This is a genomic window from Bacillus thuringiensis, from assembly GCF_001595725.1.
Classification (GTDB): Bacteria; Bacillota; Bacilli; order Bacillales; family Bacillaceae_G; genus Bacillus_A; species Bacillus_A thuringiensis_K.
Genome location: NZ_CP014282.1, coordinates 3644520 through 3663252, shown reverse-complemented (window position 1 = coordinate 3663252; position 18733 = coordinate 3644520). Strand labels below are relative to the sequence as shown.

Genomic DNA, 18733 nt, shown 5'->3' with positions numbered 1-18733 from the left:
CTTTGTGGTACGTTTCAATTTATAATAGCAAATGGAAGGAGAGTGCTTATGTCTTTAACAAATGAACAACAAGAGCGATTTCAAATTTTGCTCCAGCAGTTGCAAATACCAGACGACCTTATAAATCAATATTTACAAGGCGGTGGTATTGAAAGGCTCGTTATTGATAAAGCGAATAAAAGTTGGCATTTTGATTTACAAGTGCCACGTATTTTGCCTACAGAATTATATGAATTGCTAGAAACAAAGCTTAAGCAATCATTTTCTCATATTGCAAGAACAACATTTGCATTAGAAACAGAGAATAAACAATTTACAGAAGAAGAAGTGAGGGCGTATTGGCCGCTTTGTACGGAACGAATTACATTTTCACCTATGTTCGCATACTTAAAGAAGCAGCTTCCACAGGTGAATGGAGTGAAGTTGCTAATAAATGTGAATAACGAGCTGGAGTCTACTGCTTTAAAGAAAAACGTTGCGAAACCAGTAGGGGATCAATACGAAGTTTTTGGATTCCCGCGTTTTCAGTTAGACACACATATACAGCAAAATACAGAAGAAATGCAAAAGTTTCGTGAACAAACGCAGCAAGAAGACCGCGAGCGTGTTATACAAGCTATGGAAGAAATGGCGAAGAAGCAAGCTGAAGAAAGCAGCGTTGTGTATGAAGGACCGATTACACTCGGGTATCTTATTAAGCCAGATGAAGAGATTACACCAATGCGAGAAATTCAAGATGAAGAAAGAAGAAAAACGGTTCAAGGATATGTCTTCCATGTAGAAACAAAAGAGCTTCGTAGTGGACGTACGTTATTAACTTTAAAAATAACGGATTATACGGATTCTATTATGATCAAAATGTTCTCGCGTGACAAAGAAGATATTCCAATGCTGCAATCCTTGAAAAAAGGAATGTGGGTGAAAGCGCGTGGTTCTGTTCAAAACGATACATTTGTTCGAGATTTAGTAATGATTGCAAATGATATTAATGAAATAACAGGACCGTCTCGTAAAGATAAAGCGCCAGAAGGCGAAAAACGAGTAGAGCTGCATCTCCATACTCCGATGAGTCAAATGGACGCTGTCACTCCAGTTTCTAAGCTTGTTGCTCAAGCTGGTAAATGGGGACATGAGGCTATTGCGGTGACAGACCATGCCGTGGCTCAGTCTTTCCCAGAGGCGTATTCTGCGGGGAAAAAGGCTGGAGTTAAAGTTATATATGGTGTAGAAGCAAATCTAGTTAATGATGGTGTACCGATAGCGTATAATGAAGCGCATCGTTTACTTGCAGAGGAAACGTATGTTGTTTTCGACGTTGAGACGACAGGTTTATCAGCTGTATACGATACAGTCATTGAGTTGGCTGCCGTAAAAGTAAAGGGTGGCGAAATTATTGATCGCTTTGAATCTTTCGCAAATCCACATCAACCATTATCAGCGACGATTATTGAATTGACAGGTATTACAGATGATATGTTAACTGATGCACCTGAAGTGGACGAAGTGTTTAAAAAGTTTGAGGAATGGATGGGCGATCATACACTTGTTGCCCATAACGCGAGCTTCGATATGGGCTTTATTAACGTAGGTTTTAAAAAGGCTGGGTTAGAAAAAACGAATAACCCCGTTATTGATACGTTAGAACTTGCACGATTCTTATTCCCAGAAATGAAAAATCATCGATTAAATACGATGTGTAAAAAACTTGATATTGAATTAACACAACATCACCGTGCGATTTATGATACAGAAGCGACGGGATATTTACTTGTGAAAATGTTGAAAGACGTAATTGAAAAGGGATTTGAATATCACGATCAATTAAATGATAGCATGGGACAAGGGGATGCGTATAAGCGTGGCCGTCCAAGTCATATGACGTTACTTGCCACATCAGATGTTGGATTGAAAAATTTATATAAACTTGTTTCATATTCTCACCTTAATTACTTTTACCGTGTACCACGTGTGCCGAGGTCACTATTAAAAAAATACCGTGAAGGAATTTTAGTAGGAACGGCTTGTGATAAAGGTGAAGTGTTCGAGGCAATGATGCAAAAGGCACCTGAAGAGGTAGAAGAAATTGCCCAGTTCTATGACTACATTGAAGTAATGCCTCCAGAGGTGTTACGTCATTTAGTAGAACGTGAGCTTGTTCGAGACGAAGGTCAATTAAAAACAATCATTTCTAACTTAGTAAAACTAGGTGAGACGTTAGATAAACCAGTTGTTGCTACAGGAAACGTGCATTATTTAGACCCTGAGGATGCAATGTATCGTAAAATTTTAGTCAGTTCGCAGGGCGGAGCCAATCCGTTAAATCGACATTCATTACCGCCAGTACATTTCCGTACAACTGATGAAATGTTAGAATGTTTTTCATTCTTAGGTGAAGACAAAGCGAAAGAAGTTGTTGTAACAAATACACAAAAGATTGCGTCATTAATTGGTGATGTGCATCCAGTAAAAGACGATCTATACACACCGAAAATTGAAGGTGCTGATGATGAAACGCGTGATATGAGTTATAAAATGGCGCGTAGCATTTATGGTGAAGAGCTACCGGAAATTGTAGAAGCACGTTTAGAAAAAGAATTAAAAAGTATTATTGGGCATGGATTCGCCGTAATTTATTTAATTTCACATAAGCTTGTGAAAAAATCGTTAGTAGACGGATATCTAGTAGGTTCGCGTGGATCGGTAGGGTCATCATTTGTTGCAACGATGATGGAAATTACAGAAGTAAACCCATTACCACCACACTATGTATGTCCGAAGTGTAAGCAATCAGAATTCTTTAATGATGGTTCTGTAGGTTCTGGTTTTGACTTACCAGATAAAGAATGTCCTGCTTGTAATATTCCGTATGTAAAAGATGGACATGACATTCCGTTCGAAACGTTCCTTGGATTTAAAGGAGATAAGGTACCCGATATCGATTTGAACTTCTCCGGGGAGTACCAACCACGTGCCCATAACTATACGAAAGTACTGTTCGGTGAAGACTATGTATATCGTGCAGGAACGATTGGTACAGTTGCGGAAAAAACTGCTTACGGATATGTAAAAGGTTATGCAAATGATCATAACTTAACGATTCGAAATGCAGAGATTGATCGCTTAGTAGCAGGATGTACCGGTGTAAAACGTACAACTGGACAGCATCCAGGCGGTATTATCGTTGTGCCAGATTACATGGATATCTTTGATTTCTCACCAATACAGTATCCAGCAGATTCAATTGGTGCTGAATGGAGAACAACGCATTTTGATTTCCACTCGATTCATGATAATTTATTGAAACTTGATATACTCGGACACGATGATCCGACCGTTATTCGTATGTTACAAGATTTAAGTGGTATTGATCCGAAAACAATCCCAACGGATGATCCAGAAGTAATGAAAATTTTCTCAGGTCCAGAATCGCTAGGCGTAACGGAAGAACAAATTAACTGTAAAACAGGTACACTTGGTATACCAGAATTCGGTACGAAATTCGTAAGACAGATGTTAGAAGAGACAAAACCAACGACATTCTCAGAGTTAGTCCAAATTTCTGGACTATCACATGGTACGGACGTATGGCTTGGTAATGCAAACGAGTTAATTTATAACGGTACATGTACGCTGAGCGAAGTTATCGGTTGTCGTGATGACATCATGGTATATTTAATCTATCAAGGTCTAGATCCATCATTAGCCTTCAAAATCATGGAGTCGGTACGTAAAGGTAAAGGTGTACCGGAAGAATGGGAAGACGACATGAAAAGTAATAATGTACCAGGTTGGTATATTGATTCATGTAAGAAAATCAAGTATATGTTCCCTAAAGCCCATGCGGCTGCTTACGTGCTTATGGCTGTACGTATCGCATACTTTAAAGTACATTTTGCACTGTTATTCTATGCGGCATATTTTACAGTTCGAGCAGATGACTTTGACGTAGAAGCAATGGCGAAAGGTTCAGCATCTATACGTGCAAGAATTGATGAAATTGCGCAAAAAGGTTTAGATGCAGCGCCGAAAGAGAAGAGTTTATTAACGGTATTAGAAATGACACTTGAAATGTGTGAGCGTGGATACTCATTCCAAAAGGTTGATTTGTATCGTTCGCATGCAACAGACTTTATTATTGATGGAGACTCATTAATCCCTCCATTTAATGCGGTACCTGGTCTTGGTACAAACGCAGCTTTAAGTATTGTAGAAGCACGCAAAAATGGAGACTTCTTATCAAAAGAGGACTTGCAGCAGCGTAGTAAGGTTTCGAAAACAATTATTGAGTATTTAGATAGTCAAGGTTGTTTAGGAGATTTACCGGATCAAAACCAGTTATCACTGTTCTAGTAGGTAGGAAAAGTCTTTGCAAATCAACATTTCCTATGATATACTATTAACCGAGATAACCATGTCATGTATATTGTGTAAAGAAAAGAGTGGGGAAACCCACTCTTTCGTGTTACTATCTATGTTTTCTCTACGTAGATAGGTAAAAGATTTCTGTCGTATATACATATTTTGTTACAAGTTTTACTTCTTAAATTTGGTAATACTAAGACAGATAATCCCTGCTGAACAGCAGGGGCTTTTGTTAGCTAACGAGAAAGAATAAGATAGACCGTTTTTAAAGTGGCGGGGTCTTCTTCTTTTAAATGGTACATGACGGCAGGAAGGAGGCTGTTTATGGATAAGAAAGTCACAGAAGTTGTAGAAGCATTTGCGCAGCCGATCGTTGAAGAGTTAAATCTTGAACTTGTAGATGTAGAGTATGTGAAAGAAGGACAAGACTGGTTCTTACGCGTATTCATCGATTCTGAAAAGGGAGTCGACATTGAAGAATGCGGTGCGGTAAGTGAACGTTTAAGCGAAGCTTTAGATAAAGAGGATCCAATTCCTCATCTTTACTTTTTGGATGTATCATCTCCTGGAGCGGAACGCCCATTAAAGAAAGAAAAAGACTTCCAGCAAGCGGTAGGAAAACAAGTGGCAATTAAAACATATGAGCCGATTGATGGTGAAAAGATGTTTGAAGGAAAACTGCTTTCTTACGATGGTACAACAATAACATTATTATTAACAATTAAAACACGTAAAAAAGAAATCCAAATTTCGATGGATAAAGTCGCAAATGCGCGACTTGCTGTTACGTTTTAGTTAGAAGGGGGATCTTCATGAGCACTGAGTTATTAGATGCTTTGCTCGTATTAGAATCTGAAAAAGGCATTAGCAAAGACATTATTATTGATGCGATTGAAGCAGCTTTAATCTCTGCTTATAAGCGCAATTTTAATCAAGCACAAAACGTTCGTGTGAGCTTTAACCCAGAAGTGGGAACAATTCAAGTTTTAGCACGTAAAGACGTAGTAGACAATGTGTTTGATCCACGTCTTGAAATTTCTGTAGAGGAAGCAAGACAAATTAATCCAAACTACCAAGATGGTGACGTACTAGAAATTGAAGTAACACCAAAAGACTTTGGTCGTATTGCAGCACAAACTGCAAAACAAGTTGTCACACAACGAGTGCGTGAAGCAGAGCGCGGTGTTATTTACTCTGAGTTTAGTGACCGTGAAGAAGATATTATGGTAGGTATTGTACAACGTCAAGATGCTCGTTTCATCTATGTAAGCTTAGGGAAAGTAGAAGCTTTATTACCTGTAAGTGAGCAAATGCCTAATGAGCAATACAAACCACATGATCGTATTCGCGTATTCATTACGAAAGTAGAAAAAACGACAAAAGGACCACAAATTTACGTATCACGTACACATCCTGGTCTTTTAAAACGTTTATTCGAAATGGAAGTTCCTGAAATCTATGATGGAACTGTAGAAATTCGTTCTGTAGCACGTGAAGCTGGCGATCGCTCTAAGATCTCTGTATATGCAGAGAACACTGATGTTGATCCAGTTGGTTCTTGTGTAGGACCAAAAGGGCAACGTGTACAACGCATTGTAGACGAATTAAAAGGTGAAAAAATTGACATCGTCCGCTGGTCAAATGATCCAGTTGAATATGTTGCAAATGCATTAAGCCCATCACAAGTTGTTAAAGTACTTGTAGATGAAGAAGAAAAAGCGACAACAGTAGTTGTTCCAGACCACCAATTATCATTAGCTATCGGTAAGCGTGGACAAAATGCACGTCTTGCAGCTAAATTAACAGGCTGGAAAATTGATATTAAGAGTGAGTCTGATGCGAAACAACTTGGTATTGTAACAGAAGAAGATAGCGTAATCGCATTTGGATTCGATTCAGTGGAAGACGAAATCGAATAGAGGTGATGAGTATGAGCAATCGAAAAGTTCCGTTACGAAAATGTGTTGCAACGCAAGAAATGAAATCAAAACGAGAGCTCGTTCGCATTGTTCGTTCCAAAGAGGGAGAAGTGTCCATTGATTTAACTGGGAAAAAATCAGGACGAGGTGCTTACTTGTCGAAGGACAAGGAGAGCATTCTTCAAGCTCAAAAGAAAAATGTTTTGGAACATCATCTAAAAGCGAAAATCGACGGTTCTTTATATGAAGAGCTTCTTGAGCTTGTTGAGAAGGAGTCGAAATAAGTGTCCGATTGGAAATCGTTTTTAGGACTAGCAAACCGGGCTCGGAAAATTATTTCGGGTGAAGAACTCGTTTTAAAAGAAGTACGAAGTGGCAAAGCAAAACTTGTATTGCTATCTGAAGATGCGTCAGTAAATACTACAAAACGCATCACAGATAAAACTACGTACTACAACGTACCAATGAGAAAGGTCGAAAATCGACAACAATTAGGGCATGCGATTGGGAGAGATGAGCGAGTCGTTGTAGCTGTGTTAGATGTAGGCTTTGCGAAAAAGCTGCGTAGCATGCTCGATACAAATTACCGGGGGTGAAGGTATGAGTAAAATTCGAGTGCATGAATATGCAAAAAAACATAATATCTCAAGTAAAGATCTTATGACAAAACTAAAAGAAATGAATATCGAGGTTTCGAATCATATGACAATGTTAGACGATGAAGTAGTAAATAAATTAGATAATGAATATCAAACTGAAAAACCTTCTGTTGCAGATGAGTTTGAAGTAGAAGAAAAAGTTGTTCGCAGTAAAAAGAACAGCAATAAGAAAAAGAAAAAAGGCAAAGGAAACGAAGACAAACGTCAAGAGAACTTTGCTGGTAGACAACAAACTCAAATTGTAGAAACACCAGATAAAATTACTTTCTCTGGAAGCCTTACAGTAGGAGATCTTGCTAAAAAATTAAGCAAAGAGCCATCTGAAATTATTAAGAAGCTCTTCATGCTTGGAATTATGGCAACAATTAACCAAGACTTGGATAAAGATACAATTGAGTTAATTGCTAACGACTACGGTATTGAAGTAGAAGAAGAAGTAATTGTAAGCGAGACTGAGTTTGAAACATTCATTGATGAGCAAGATGATGAAGAGAACTTAAAAGAACGTCCAGCTGTAGTTACAATCATGGGACACGTTGACCATGGTAAAACAACATTACTGGATTCTATTCGTAACTCAAAAGTAACTGCAGGCGAAGCGGGTGGAATTACTCAGCATATCGGTGCATATCAAGTTGAAGTAAACGATAAGAAGATTACATTCTTAGATACACCTGGTCACGCAGCATTTACAACGATGCGTGCTCGTGGGGCACAAGTAACGGATATTACAATCCTTGTTGTTGCAGCGGATGACGGTGTTATGCCACAAACGGTTGAAGCAATTAACCATGCGAAGGCAGCAGGAGTACCAATTATTGTTGCTGTGAATAAAATGGATAAACCAGCTGCAAACCCTGATCGCGTAATGCAAGAACTAACTGAATATGAATTAGTTCCAGAAGCTTGGGGCGGAGATACTATTTTCGTACCAATTTCTGCAATTCAAGGCGAAGGCATTGACAACTTACTAGAAATGATCCTTCTTGTAAGTGAAGTAGAAGAATATAAAGCAAATCCAAACCGCTATGCAACTGGTACAGTAATCGAAGCACAGCTTGATAAAGGTAAAGGAACTATCGCGACATTACTTGTTCAAAATGGTACGCTTCGAGTTGGAGATCCAATCGTTGTTGGAACTTCATTCGGACGTGTTCGTGCAATGGTAAGTGATATTGGTCGTCGTGTAAAAGTTGCTGGTCCATCAACTCCTGTTGAAATTACTGGTTTAAACGAAGTACCACAGGCTGGAGATCGTTTCATGGCATTTGCTGATGAGAAGAAAGCTCGTCAAATTGGTGAATCACGTGCACAAGAAGCGTTAGTTGCACAACGTGGTGAGAAATCTAAATTAAGCCTTGAAGATTTATTCCAACAAATCCAAGAGGGCGATGTAAAAGAAATTAACTTAATCGTAAAAGCAGACGTACAAGGTTCTGTTGAAGCGATGGCAGCATCACTTCGTAAAATTGATGTTGAAGGCGTAAAAGTTAAAATCATTCACACTGGTGTAGGTGCGATTACAGAATCTGATATCATTTTAGCTTCTGCATCTAATGCAATTGTAATTGGATTTAACGTACGTCCAGATGTGAACGCGAAGCGTACAGCTGAATTAGAGAACGTTGATATTCGTTTACACCGTATTATTTATAAAGTAATCGAAGAGATTGAAGCAGCTATGCAAGGTATGCTTGATCCAGAATTCGAAGAAAAAGTAATCGGTCAAGCAGAAGTTCGTCAAACGTTTAAAGTAACAAAAGTTGGAACAATCGCAGGTTGTTACGTAACAGACGGTAAAATTACGCGTGATAGTGGCGTACGTATTATCCGTGACGGCGTAGTAATTTTCGAAGGACAACTTGATACGTTAAAACGTTTCAAAGACGACGTAAAAGAAGTTGCACAAAACTATGAGTGTGGTATTACAATTGAGAGATATAATGATCTTAAAGAAGGGGACATCATTGAAGCGTACATTATGGAAGAAGTGAAGCGATGATTATCGCTTCACTCTCATTCGAGTGTATGATTTACGATGTGCATTCTTTAAAAGAGAAACGTGCAATTTTACAACGTGTGTTAACTCGTGTAAAACAGCGCTATAATGTAGCTGTTTCTGAAGTTGGGCACCAAGATGTATGGCAACGTACAGAAATTGCAATTGTTTCCGTATCCTCAAATCGTGTTATCTGTGAGAAAGAAATGAATCGTGTACTTGAGTACATCGATTCATTTCCTGAAATTGAACGTACAATAACACATTTGGAATGGTATTGAATGAGGTGAAGAGTTATGAAATTACGTGCGAACCGTGTGGGCGAGCAAATGAAAAAAGAATTAGGCGACATTATCAGTCGTAAAATTAAAGACCCACGTATTGGATTTGTTACAGTAACTGATGTACAAGTGAGTGGTGATTTACAAATTGCTAAAGTATATATTTCTGTTTTAGGTGATGAAGAACAGAAAGAAAATACTTTAAAAGGTTTAGCGAAGGCAAAAGGCTTTATTCGTTCAGAAATTGGCCAACGTATTCGTCTTCGTAAAACACCAGAAATTACCTTTGAGTTTGATGAGTCTATCGGATATGGTCATCGAATTGATACACTTTTACATGAAATTAATAAAGACGGTAAACGTGAAGAATAATGGATAGACATTTGTCTATCCATTTTTTCAATGCAAAATAAGTTTTGGATATTTACTACGAGAGAATTATGATGAGGTGAACATATATGGAAGGTGTAGTATTATTACATAAGCCAAAAGGCATGACATCACATGATTGTGTATTTAAATTAAGAAAGATATTGCGAGAAAAGAGAATTGGTCATACGGGAACATTAGACCCTGATGTAACAGGAGTATTACCAATTTGCGTTGGAAGAGCAACGAAAATTGCACAATTTTTAACAAGTGAAACGAAAACATATGAAGGTGAAGTAACATTAGGGTTTTCAACGACAACCGAAGATGCTTCTGGTGAGGTTGTTGAAACGAAAAATGTAGATCGTACTATTACTCGTAAGGAAGTAGAGAAAGTCCTTGCGGAATTAACAGGCACGATTGAACAAATGCCACCAATGTTCTCGGCTGTAAAAGTAAACGGGAAAAAATTATACGAATATGCAAGAGCAGGACAAGAGGTAGAACGTCCAGTTCGTACAATTACAATTCATGAATTCGTATTACTTGATGATCGTGAAGTTTTTGAAGGAGAAAATATTTCATTCCGTTTCCGTGTAACGTGTAGTAAAGGAACATATGTAAGAACGTTAGCTGTAATGATAGGGGAGAAACTTGGTTTCCCATCACATATGTCTCACCTTGTAAGAACGGCATCTGGTGAATTTTTATTAGAAGATTGCATATCATTTGAAGAAATTGAAGAAAACGTGCAAAATGGAACAGTAGAGTCTATCTTCATTTCAATTGATGAAGCATTAAGCAAGTTTCCAAAAATGGTTGTAGATGAAAAGCAAGCAGAGAAAATAAAGAATGGTATGTTCTTAAAGAATGAATTAGAAATAACAGCACCATTTATTACAGTGTTTGATAAAAATGATCGTTGCTTAGCAATTTATGAACATCATCCGAAACATCCTGGCATGTTAAAGCCGATGAAAGTACTTGTGAATAATCAAGAACTAAAGCTATAATGAATTATTGGAAGGATTATTACAGAAAAAGGTGAATTCAAGCGTGAAACTTATTCATTTAACTCATCCACATGAACAAAATAAATTAGAATTACCACCTACTGTAATGGCATTAGGATTTTTTGATGGCATTCATTTAGGACATCAATGTGTAATTCGAACTGCGAAAAAAATAGCGGACGAACGAGGATATAAAAGTGCAGTTATGACATTTCATCCTCATCCATCTGTTGTTTTAGGGAAAAATGATGCGCATGTGGAGTATATTACACCAATGCGCGATAAAGAAAAAATAGTCCAAAGCTTAGGAATCGATATATTATATGTGATTAAATTTGATGAATCATTTGCAGGGTTATTACCGCAACAATTTGTAGATGATTATATTATTGGTTTAAATGTAAAGCATGTAGTAGCAGGGTTTGATTATTCATATGGACGTTTAGGAAAAGGAAAGATGGAGACTTTACCATTTCATGCAAGAGGGGAGTTTACACAGACTGTGATTGAAAAAGTTGAATTTCAAGAAGAGAAAGTAAGTTCTACAGCATTACGAAAGTTAATTCGAAATGGCGAAATGGAGCAAATTCCATCTATTTTAGGTAGAGCCTATACTGTAGCGGGAACAGTTATACACGGCGACAAACGTGGGCGTCAAATTGGTTTCCCAACAGCTAATGTAGATTTAAGTGATGAGTATTTATTGCCACCTGTAGGTGTTTATGCAGTGAGATTAAAAGTTCACGATGAATGGTACGATGGTGTATGTAATATTGGATATAAACCGACTTTTAAAGAAGATGAGCGTCAATTATCAATTGAAGTGCACTTATTTGAATTTAACAAAGATATATACGATCAAAATGTTACAGTAGAGTGGCATATGCGTATAAGAGCAGAAAAGAAATTCAACGGTATTGATGAGTTAGTTGAACAAATCGCAAAAGATAAGAAGACAGCACAAGAATATTTTATGAGCGAAAAGAATATACTTGCTTTTTCAAATGAAAAGTAGTATTCTATGTTATGTACTTTATGACAACCATTGCTTGGCATTGCGACTCACCGACGCTTGCTAGGTAATTGGGGGTTTAATTAATAGGAGGTGAAATAGGATGGCTTTAACACAAGAACGTAAAAATGAAATCATTGCACAATTTAGAACTCATGAGACTGATACTGGTTCTCCAGAGGTTCAAATTGCTGTCCTAACGGAGCAAATTAACACTCTAAACGAGCACTTACGTACTCACAAGAAAGATCATCATTCACGTCGTGGTCTATTAAAGATGGTTGGTAAACGTCGTAACTTACTAACTTACCTTCGTAATAGCGATATCACACGTTACCGTGAATTAATCACAAAGCTTGGCTTACGTCGATAGTCAAAGAAGCGGGAATATTCCCGCTTTTTTGTTAGGTAAAAATATATCTTCTACGCTTTATAGCTTACTTAATTTTAGGCAATACTAGAGGTAGAATATTGTGATATACTATCCATTTACATAGAAGAATTGAATACTTTAAATTGAGAGGGGTACTTAAATGAGTCAAGAAAAGCAAGTCTTCTCGATAGATTTAGCTGGTCGCCAGCTAACAGTTGAAACTGGTCAGCTTGCAAAACAAGCGAACGGAGCAGTATTAGTAAGATATGGCGATACAGCGGTTCTATCTACAGCAACTGCATCAAAAGAAGCAAAAAATGTAGATTTCTTCCCACTTACAGTAAACTATGAAGAGCGTTTATATGCAGTCGGAAAAATTCCTGGCGGTTTCATTAAACGTGAAGGTCGTCCAAGTGAAAAAGCAATTTTGGCAAGTCGTTTAATCGACCGTCCAATCCGTCCACTTTTCGCAGATGGTTTCCGTAACGAAGTACAAGTTGTCAGCATCGTAATGAGTGTTGATCAAGATTGTTCTTCTGAAATGGCAGCTATGCTTGGTTCTTCATTAGCGTTATCGATTTCAGATATTCCATTTGAAGGTCCAATCGCGGGTGCAACAGTTGGTCGTATTAACGGCGAATTCGTTATCAACCCAACAGTAGAACAGCAAGAACAAAGTGATATTCACCTTGTTGTAGCTGGTACGAAAGATGCAATTAACATGGTTGAAGCAGGAGCAGATCAAGTGCCTGAGGAAACAATGTTAGAAGCAATTATGTTTGGTCATGACGAAATTAAACGTCTAATTGCATTCCAAGAAGAGATTGTACAAGCTGTAGGTAAAGAGAAATCAGAAGTGAAACTTTATGAAGTTGACGCTGATCTTAACCAAGCTGTACGTGAAATGGCTGAAGAAGATATGCATTCAGCAATTCAAGTACATGAGAAACATGCACGTGAAGATGCAATTAACGAAGTGAAAAAGCGTGTTATTGAGCATTACGAAGCGCAGGAAGCTGACGCTGATACATTAGGACAAGTAAATGAGATTTTATATAAAATTGTAAAAGAAGAAGTACGTCGTCTTATTACAGTTGAAAAAATCCGCCCAGATGGCCGTAAAGGTGACGAAATCCGTCCATTAGCATCAGAGGTTGGCATTTTATCTCGTACACACGGTTCTGGTTTGTTCACTCGTGGACAAACACAAGCATTAAGTATTTGTACATTAGGTGCATTAGGCGATGTGCAAATTTTAGATGGTCTTGGTGTAGAAGAATCAAAACGCTTTATGCACCATTACAATTTCCCATCATTTAGTGTTGGTGAAACTAGACCAATGCGTGGACCAGGTCGTCGTGAAATCGGTCACGGTGCACTAGGAGAACGCGCACTTGAGCCTGTAATTCCATCTGAAAAAGATTTCCCATACACAGTACGTCTTGTATCTGAAGTTTTAGAATCAAATGGTTCTACTTCACAAGCAAGTATTTGTGGTAGTACTTTAGCAATGATGGATGCTGGTGTTCCACTTAAAGCTCCAGTTGCAGGTATTGCAATGGGTCTAGTTAAAACTGGTGAGCATTACACAATTTTATCTGATATTCAAGGTATGGAAGATCATTTAGGTGATATGGACTTTAAAGTAGCAGGTACAGCACAAGGTGTAACTGCACTACAAATGGACATTAAAATCGATGGTCTATCTCGTGAAATTTTAGAAGAGGCATTACAACAAGCGAAAGTTGGTCGTGTGCACATTCTAAATCATATGTTATCTGTTATTCCAGAGCCACGCACTGAATTATCAGCGTACGCTCCAAAGATTATTACAATGACAATTAATCCAGATAAAATCCGTGACGTTATCGGACCGAGCGGTAAACAAATCAATAAAATTATTGAAGAAACTGGCGTTAAAATTGACATCGAGCAAGATGGCACAGTATTCATTTCTTCAATAAACCAAGAAATGAACGACAAAGCTAAGAAAATTATCGAAGATATCGTTCGCGAAGTACAAGTAGGTGAAATCTACGAAGGAAAAGTGAAACGTGTTGAGAAATTCGGTGCTTTCGTTGAATTATTCAGCGGTAAAGATGGATTAGTTCACATTTCTGAACTTGCACTTGAGCGTGTAGGTAAAGTAGAAGACGTTGTGAAAATCGGTGATGTAATTACAGTTAAAGTTATCGAGATTGACAAGCAAGGTCGCGTAAATCTATCTAGAAAAGTATTGCTAAAAGAAGAGCAAGAAAAAGAAGCTGCTAAAGAAGAAAACAAACAAGAGCAGCAATAAGTAAAAGCCAGTTTAACTGGCTTTTTTTGTTATGTAAAAAACATGTTGTTCAATATATTTTTATGTCGGTATAGGTATAGTTTTCATTATAACGCTCAAATTAACAAAGATAAGAAGAAAATGTTTTTATATAGTTAATTTGGGAGGGTTTATATGAAAGTTCGTATATTGGCATACATATGTATATTTTCTTTATATGTCAGTTTAGGCTCTTATTCTGTTTTTGCACAAGATAACTTGCACGAAGAAATTCAAAAGCATGCAAAACAGTATGAGATTGCACCTCAAAATGCGATGATTGATAAAATATGGAAGGCAACACCTGGATATAATGGAAGACAAGTGGATATTGAAGCATCGTATAATAATATGAAGAAGCTAAAGAAATTTGATCAAAAATATCTTGAATTCAAAGAAGTCTCACCAAGTGTTCATTTAGAAGATTTATCACCAGCTCCAATTTATAGAGGGCATCCAAATAAAAAGATGGTAGGATTAACAATAAATGTGGCATGGGGAAATGAGTATTTGCCTCGCATATTAGAGATATTGAAAAAGCATGATGTGAAGGCCACTTTCTTTTTAGAAGGACGTTGGGTGAAAGAAAATTTGCGGTTTGCAAAAATGATTGTCGATGCAAAACAAGAAGTTGGAAATCACTCGTACACACACCCTAATATGAAAACGCTATCGTCTGATGAAATACGAGATCAGTTACAAAGAACAAATCGAATGATTGAAGCAGCTACGAATCAAAAGGTGAGATGGTTTGCACCGCCGAGTGGAAGTTTTCGAGATGAAGTCGTGAAAATTGCAGATGATTTCCAAATGGGAACGATCATGTGGACTGTTGATACAATCGATTGGAAGCGCCCTGAGCCAGATGTACTATTGCAGAGAGTAATGAGAAAAATACATCCTGGTGCTATCGTATTAATGCATCCTACTTCGTCAACAACAGAAGCATTAGATACAATGATTACAAAATTAAAGGAACAAGGATATAAAGTAGGGAATATAACAGAATTACTGGATGAAAAACGTGTGGATTAAATACATTTGCATGACATTCATCCTTAAACTTGTTATCATTAAATAATAGCACTTATTTAGAGAAACTGGCAGTAGGAGGAAAGTTTTTGATTAAAAAATATACTTGTAAAAATGGTGTAAGAATAGTTATGGAGAATATACCAACTGTAAGATCGGTTGCGATTGGTATTTGGATCCATGCAGGATCAAGAAATGAAAATGAAAAAAATAACGGGATTTCTCACTTTTTAGAGCATATGTTCTTTAAAGGGACGGAAACACGTAGTGCACGCGAAATTGCAGAATCATTTGATAGCATTGGTGGGCAAGTGAATGCTTTTACTTCAAAAGAATACACTTGTTACTATGCAAAAGTGCTAGATGAGCATGCTAAATATGCTTTAGATGTATTAGCAGACATGTTCTTTAATTCAACATTTGATGAAGAAGAACTGAAAAAAGAGAAGAATGTTGTATGTGAAGAAATTAAAATGTACGAAGATGCTCCAGATGATATTGTGCATGATATGTTAACGAAAGCAACATATGAAACGCATCCGCTTGGGTATCCTATTTTAGGAACAGAAGAAACGCTTAATACGTTTACAGGTGATACACTACGCCAATATATTAAGGATCATTACACACCTGAAAATGTAGTTGTTTCAGTTGCAGGAAATATTGATGAAGCCTTCTTACAAACGGTAGAGCAATATTTCGGTAGTTATGAAGGAACAACAAACCGTGAACAAGTACATAGCCCAATTTTCCATTTTAATAAGGTAGCACGTAAAAAGGAAACAGAACAAGCTCATTTATGTTTAGGATATAAAGGCTTACAAATGGGACACGAAGATATTTATAACTTAATCGTATTAAATAACGTGTTAGGCGGTAGTATGAGTAGCCGTTTATTCCAAGAAGTACGTGAGCAACGTGGGTTAGCGTACTCAGTATTTTCTTACCATTCTTCTTATGAAGATACAGGTATGTTAACACTGTATGGTGGAACAGGTAGCCAACAATTAGATACACTGTATGAAACAATGCAAGAAACATTAGAAACATTGAAAAATACAGGTATTACAGAAAAAGAGCTTATTAATAGTAAAGAGCAACTAAAAGGAAACTTAATGTTAAGTTTAGAAAGTACGAATAGCCGTATGAGCCGTAACGGTAAAAATGAATTGCTTCTTCGTAAACATCGTTCACTTGATGAGATTATTGAAAGTGTAAACACTGTAACAAAAGAAAATGTGGACGGATTAATTCGCAATATGTTTACTGACGAGTTCTCTGCGGCACTTATTAGTCCAGACGGAAAACTTCCAAGAGGAATAAAACTATAATCAACTTTTACAATGTACCTGAAAATAACCTTCTCTCTTTTTAAAAGAGAGAAGGTTATTTTTTTTATACATATAGAATAGGTACTAATTATAGACAATGCAAATGAAAAATTCAGTAGGGGGAGTGGAGTGTGTATGCGATTAAGTGAATTAAGTGGTAAAGAGGTTGTAGATATAGAAAAAGCGGAAAAAATGGGAGTCTTAGGTTATATGGATTTAGAGATTAATGAGAAAGACGGGCAAATACAAACACTTATAATACCTGTAGGGAAGTGGGGAGGCTTTAAAAAGGAACCACAAGAAGTAAGGGTGGCATGGAGTCAAATAAAGAAAGTCGGACATGATATGCTTCTTTGTGATAGTATAGATCATTCAAATTCGGAGTGAAGGATGGCCATTTTGGTCATCTTTTTTTGTATCTACATAGAAACCTGATAAATCATATGTGCATTTGGATTTTCAATCACCATAAACTCGTACATTACATATGATGTGGAGGAAAAAGAAAAAGTAGGCACTTTTCTTATAAATGACAGAAAAAGAAGGTGAATTAGGGAATGTTGACTGAGATGCATATTGCTGTCATAGGAGGAGATGCAAGGCAGCTAGAAGTAATTCGTAAGCTAGTTGAATTGGATGCGAAACTTTCTTTGATAGGTTTTGATCAGTTAGATCATGGTTTCACAGGGGCAGCAAAAGAAAGTATACAAAATTTAGATTTCACTTCTGTAGACGCAATTATTTTGCCGGTTGCAGGTACAAATGCCAAAGGAGAAGTAGATACTATTTTTTCAAATGAAAAAGTTTCAATAACGAAAGAACAAATTGAAAATACACCAGAACACTTTACTATATATTCAGGTATTGGTACACCTTACTTGGAAAATCTCGTATCTACTACGAACCGAAAACTTGTTAAATTATTTGATCGTGATGATGTAGCAATATACAATTCTATTCCAACGGTAGAAGGTACATTAATGATGGTAATTCAACATACCGACTATACAATTCATGGGTCCAATGTAATGGTTCTAGGATTTGGTAGAACAGGAATGAGTGTTGCGAGAGCATTTCAATCATTAGGAGCCCATGTCAAAGTTGGAGCAAGACGATCTGAACATATTGCACGTATTACAGAAATGATGTTTTCTCCTTTTCATATGCAAGACATAGAGAAAGAAGTAGGAAATGTCGATATTGTAATTAATACGATTCCGCACCTCGTTGTAACAGCGAATGTTATTGCAAAAATGCCAGCTCATACGCTAGTGATTGATTTAGCTTCTAAACCAGGCGGTACCGACTTTAGATATGCGGAAAAAAGAGGAGTCAAAGCATTGCTAGCACCTGGATTACCAGGTATTGTTGCCCCAAAAACGGCTGGGCAAATTTTAGCAAATGTTCTTTCTCAGTTATTAGCAGCAGATGCAATCGCAAAGGAGGAGGAAAAGAAATGAGTTTGAAGGGGAAACGAATTGGTTTCGGATTTACAGGTTCACATTGTACGTACGAAGAAGTAATGCCTCATTTAGAAAAATTAATTGCTGAGGGAGCAGAAGTACGTCCTGTTGTTTCTTACACTGTTCAATCAACAAATACTAGATTTGGAGAGGGAGCAGAGTGGATTAAGAAGATTGAAGAAATAACAGGTTTTAAAGCAATTAATTCAATCGTTGGTGCAGAACCACTAGGACCTAAAATTCCACTAGATTGTATGGTAATTGCACCACTAACAGGGAATTCTATGAGTAAATTTGCAAATGCAATGACAGACTCTCCAGTACTAATGGCAGCAAAAGCGACGCTAAGAAATGGCAAGCCTGTCGTATTGGCAGTTTCGACGAATGATGCTTTAGGATTAAATGGGGTAAATCTCATGCGCCTAATGGCAACGAAAAACATCTACTTCGTCCCATTCGGCCAAGATGCACCAGAGAAAAAACCGAACTCAATGGTAGCTCGCATGGAGCTGCTGGAAGATACAGTATTAGAAGCGCTGCAAGGGAAGCAATTGCAACCTGTGGTCGTAGAAAAATTCAGATATATGAATTAAAAAACGAAAA

At 37.3% G+C, this 18733-nt stretch carries 17 protein-coding genes; all 17 read left to right on the top strand.

Annotated elements, in window-relative coordinates:
* The first annotated feature begins 48 nt into the window (after nucleotides 1–48).
* Complete coding sequence (locus AXW78_RS18085; protein ID WP_000060003.1) at nucleotides 49–4350, top strand: PolC-type DNA polymerase III; 4302 nt, start codon at nucleotides 49–51, stop codon at nucleotides 4348–4350.
* A gap of 336 nt (nucleotides 4351–4686) precedes the next feature.
* Complete coding sequence (gene rimP / locus AXW78_RS18080) at nucleotides 4687–5157, top strand: ribosome maturation factor RimP (RefSeq protein ID WP_000359096.1); 471 nt, start codon at nucleotides 4687–4689, stop codon at nucleotides 5155–5157.
* A gap of 17 nt (nucleotides 5158–5174) precedes the next feature.
* On the top strand, nucleotides 5175–6281 hold the full coding sequence (gene nusA / locus AXW78_RS18075; protein ID WP_000102604.1) for a transcription termination factor NusA: 1107 nt from the start codon (nucleotides 5175–5177) through the stop codon (nucleotides 6279–6281).
* An 11-nt stretch (nucleotides 6282–6292) separates the two neighbouring features.
* Nucleotides 6293–6565 (top strand): RNase P modulator RnpM, encoded by a 273-nt coding sequence (gene rnpM / locus AXW78_RS18070; RefSeq protein WP_000071127.1) that lies wholly within the window; start codon nucleotides 6293–6295, stop codon nucleotides 6563–6565.
* The gene (locus AXW78_RS18065; protein WP_001286524.1) at nucleotides 6566–6877 is read left to right on the top strand and encodes a YlxQ family RNA-binding protein; all 312 of its coding nucleotides are present in this window, start codon (nucleotides 6566–6568) and stop codon (nucleotides 6875–6877) included. It abuts the gene before it with no gap.
* A gap of 4 nt (nucleotides 6878–6881) precedes the next feature.
* A complete protein-coding gene (gene infB / locus AXW78_RS18060) occupies nucleotides 6882–8942 on the top strand; it encodes a translation initiation factor IF-2 (protein WP_000036343.1) in 2061 nt (686 codons plus the stop codon).
* On the top strand, nucleotides 8939–9220 hold the full coding sequence (locus AXW78_RS18055) for a DUF503 domain-containing protein (protein WP_000582363.1): 282 nt from the start codon (nucleotides 8939–8941) through the stop codon (nucleotides 9218–9220). Before infB ends, AXW78_RS18055 begins: the two co-directional genes overlap by 4 nt.
* A 15-nt stretch (nucleotides 9221–9235) precedes the next feature.
* Nucleotides 9236–9592 carry a 30S ribosome-binding factor RbfA gene (gene rbfA, locus AXW78_RS18050; protein WP_000776437.1) on the top strand — a complete coding sequence of 119 codons (357 nt, stop codon included), beginning with the start codon at nucleotides 9236–9238 and terminating at the stop codon, nucleotides 9590–9592.
* Nucleotides 9593–9678: 86 nt separating this feature from the next.
* Nucleotides 9679–10602 carry a tRNA pseudouridine(55) synthase TruB gene (gene truB / locus AXW78_RS18045; RefSeq protein WP_000399349.1) on the top strand — a complete coding sequence of 308 codons (924 nt, stop codon included), beginning with the start codon at nucleotides 9679–9681 and terminating at the stop codon, nucleotides 10600–10602.
* 43 nt (nucleotides 10603–10645) lie between these two features.
* Nucleotides 10646–11617: a bifunctional riboflavin kinase/FAD synthetase gene (gene ribF, locus AXW78_RS18040; protein WP_061884511.1), complete on the top strand. Its 972-nt coding sequence runs from the start codon at nucleotides 10646–10648 to the stop codon at nucleotides 11615–11617.
* A gap of 100 nt (nucleotides 11618–11717) precedes the next feature.
* Complete coding sequence (rpsO, locus tag AXW78_RS18035) at nucleotides 11718–11987, top strand: 30S ribosomal protein S15 (protein WP_001229392.1); 270 nt, start codon at nucleotides 11718–11720, stop codon at nucleotides 11985–11987.
* A gap of 160 nt (nucleotides 11988–12147) precedes the next feature.
* A complete protein-coding gene (gene pnp / locus AXW78_RS18030; RefSeq protein WP_000076737.1) occupies nucleotides 12148–14286 on the top strand; it encodes a polyribonucleotide nucleotidyltransferase in 2139 nt (712 codons plus the stop codon).
* 153 nt (nucleotides 14287–14439) lie between these two features.
* Nucleotides 14440–15339 carry a polysaccharide deacetylase family protein gene (locus AXW78_RS18025; protein ID WP_000868228.1) on the top strand — a complete coding sequence of 300 codons (900 nt, stop codon included), beginning with the start codon at nucleotides 14440–14442 and terminating at the stop codon, nucleotides 15337–15339.
* A gap of 86 nt (nucleotides 15340–15425) precedes the next feature.
* Nucleotides 15426–16667, top strand: coding sequence for a M16 family metallopeptidase (locus tag AXW78_RS18020; protein WP_000593000.1), 1242 nt, complete (start codon nucleotides 15426–15428; stop codon nucleotides 16665–16667).
* Nucleotides 16668–16802: 135 nt separating this feature from the next.
* Complete coding sequence (locus AXW78_RS18015; RefSeq protein ID WP_001239758.1) at nucleotides 16803–17054, top strand: YlmC/YmxH family sporulation protein; 252 nt, start codon at nucleotides 16803–16805, stop codon at nucleotides 17052–17054.
* 170 nt (nucleotides 17055–17224) lie between these two features.
* Nucleotides 17225–18127 (top strand): dipicolinic acid synthetase subunit A, encoded by a 903-nt coding sequence (dpaA, locus tag AXW78_RS18010; RefSeq protein ID WP_000954738.1) that lies wholly within the window; start codon nucleotides 17225–17227, stop codon nucleotides 18125–18127.
* A complete protein-coding gene (dpaB, locus tag AXW78_RS18005; protein ID WP_000053596.1) occupies nucleotides 18124–18723 on the top strand; it encodes a dipicolinate synthase subunit B in 600 nt (199 codons plus the stop codon). Before dpaA ends, dpaB begins: the two co-directional genes overlap by 4 nt.
* Nucleotides 18724–18733 lie beyond the last annotated feature (10 nt).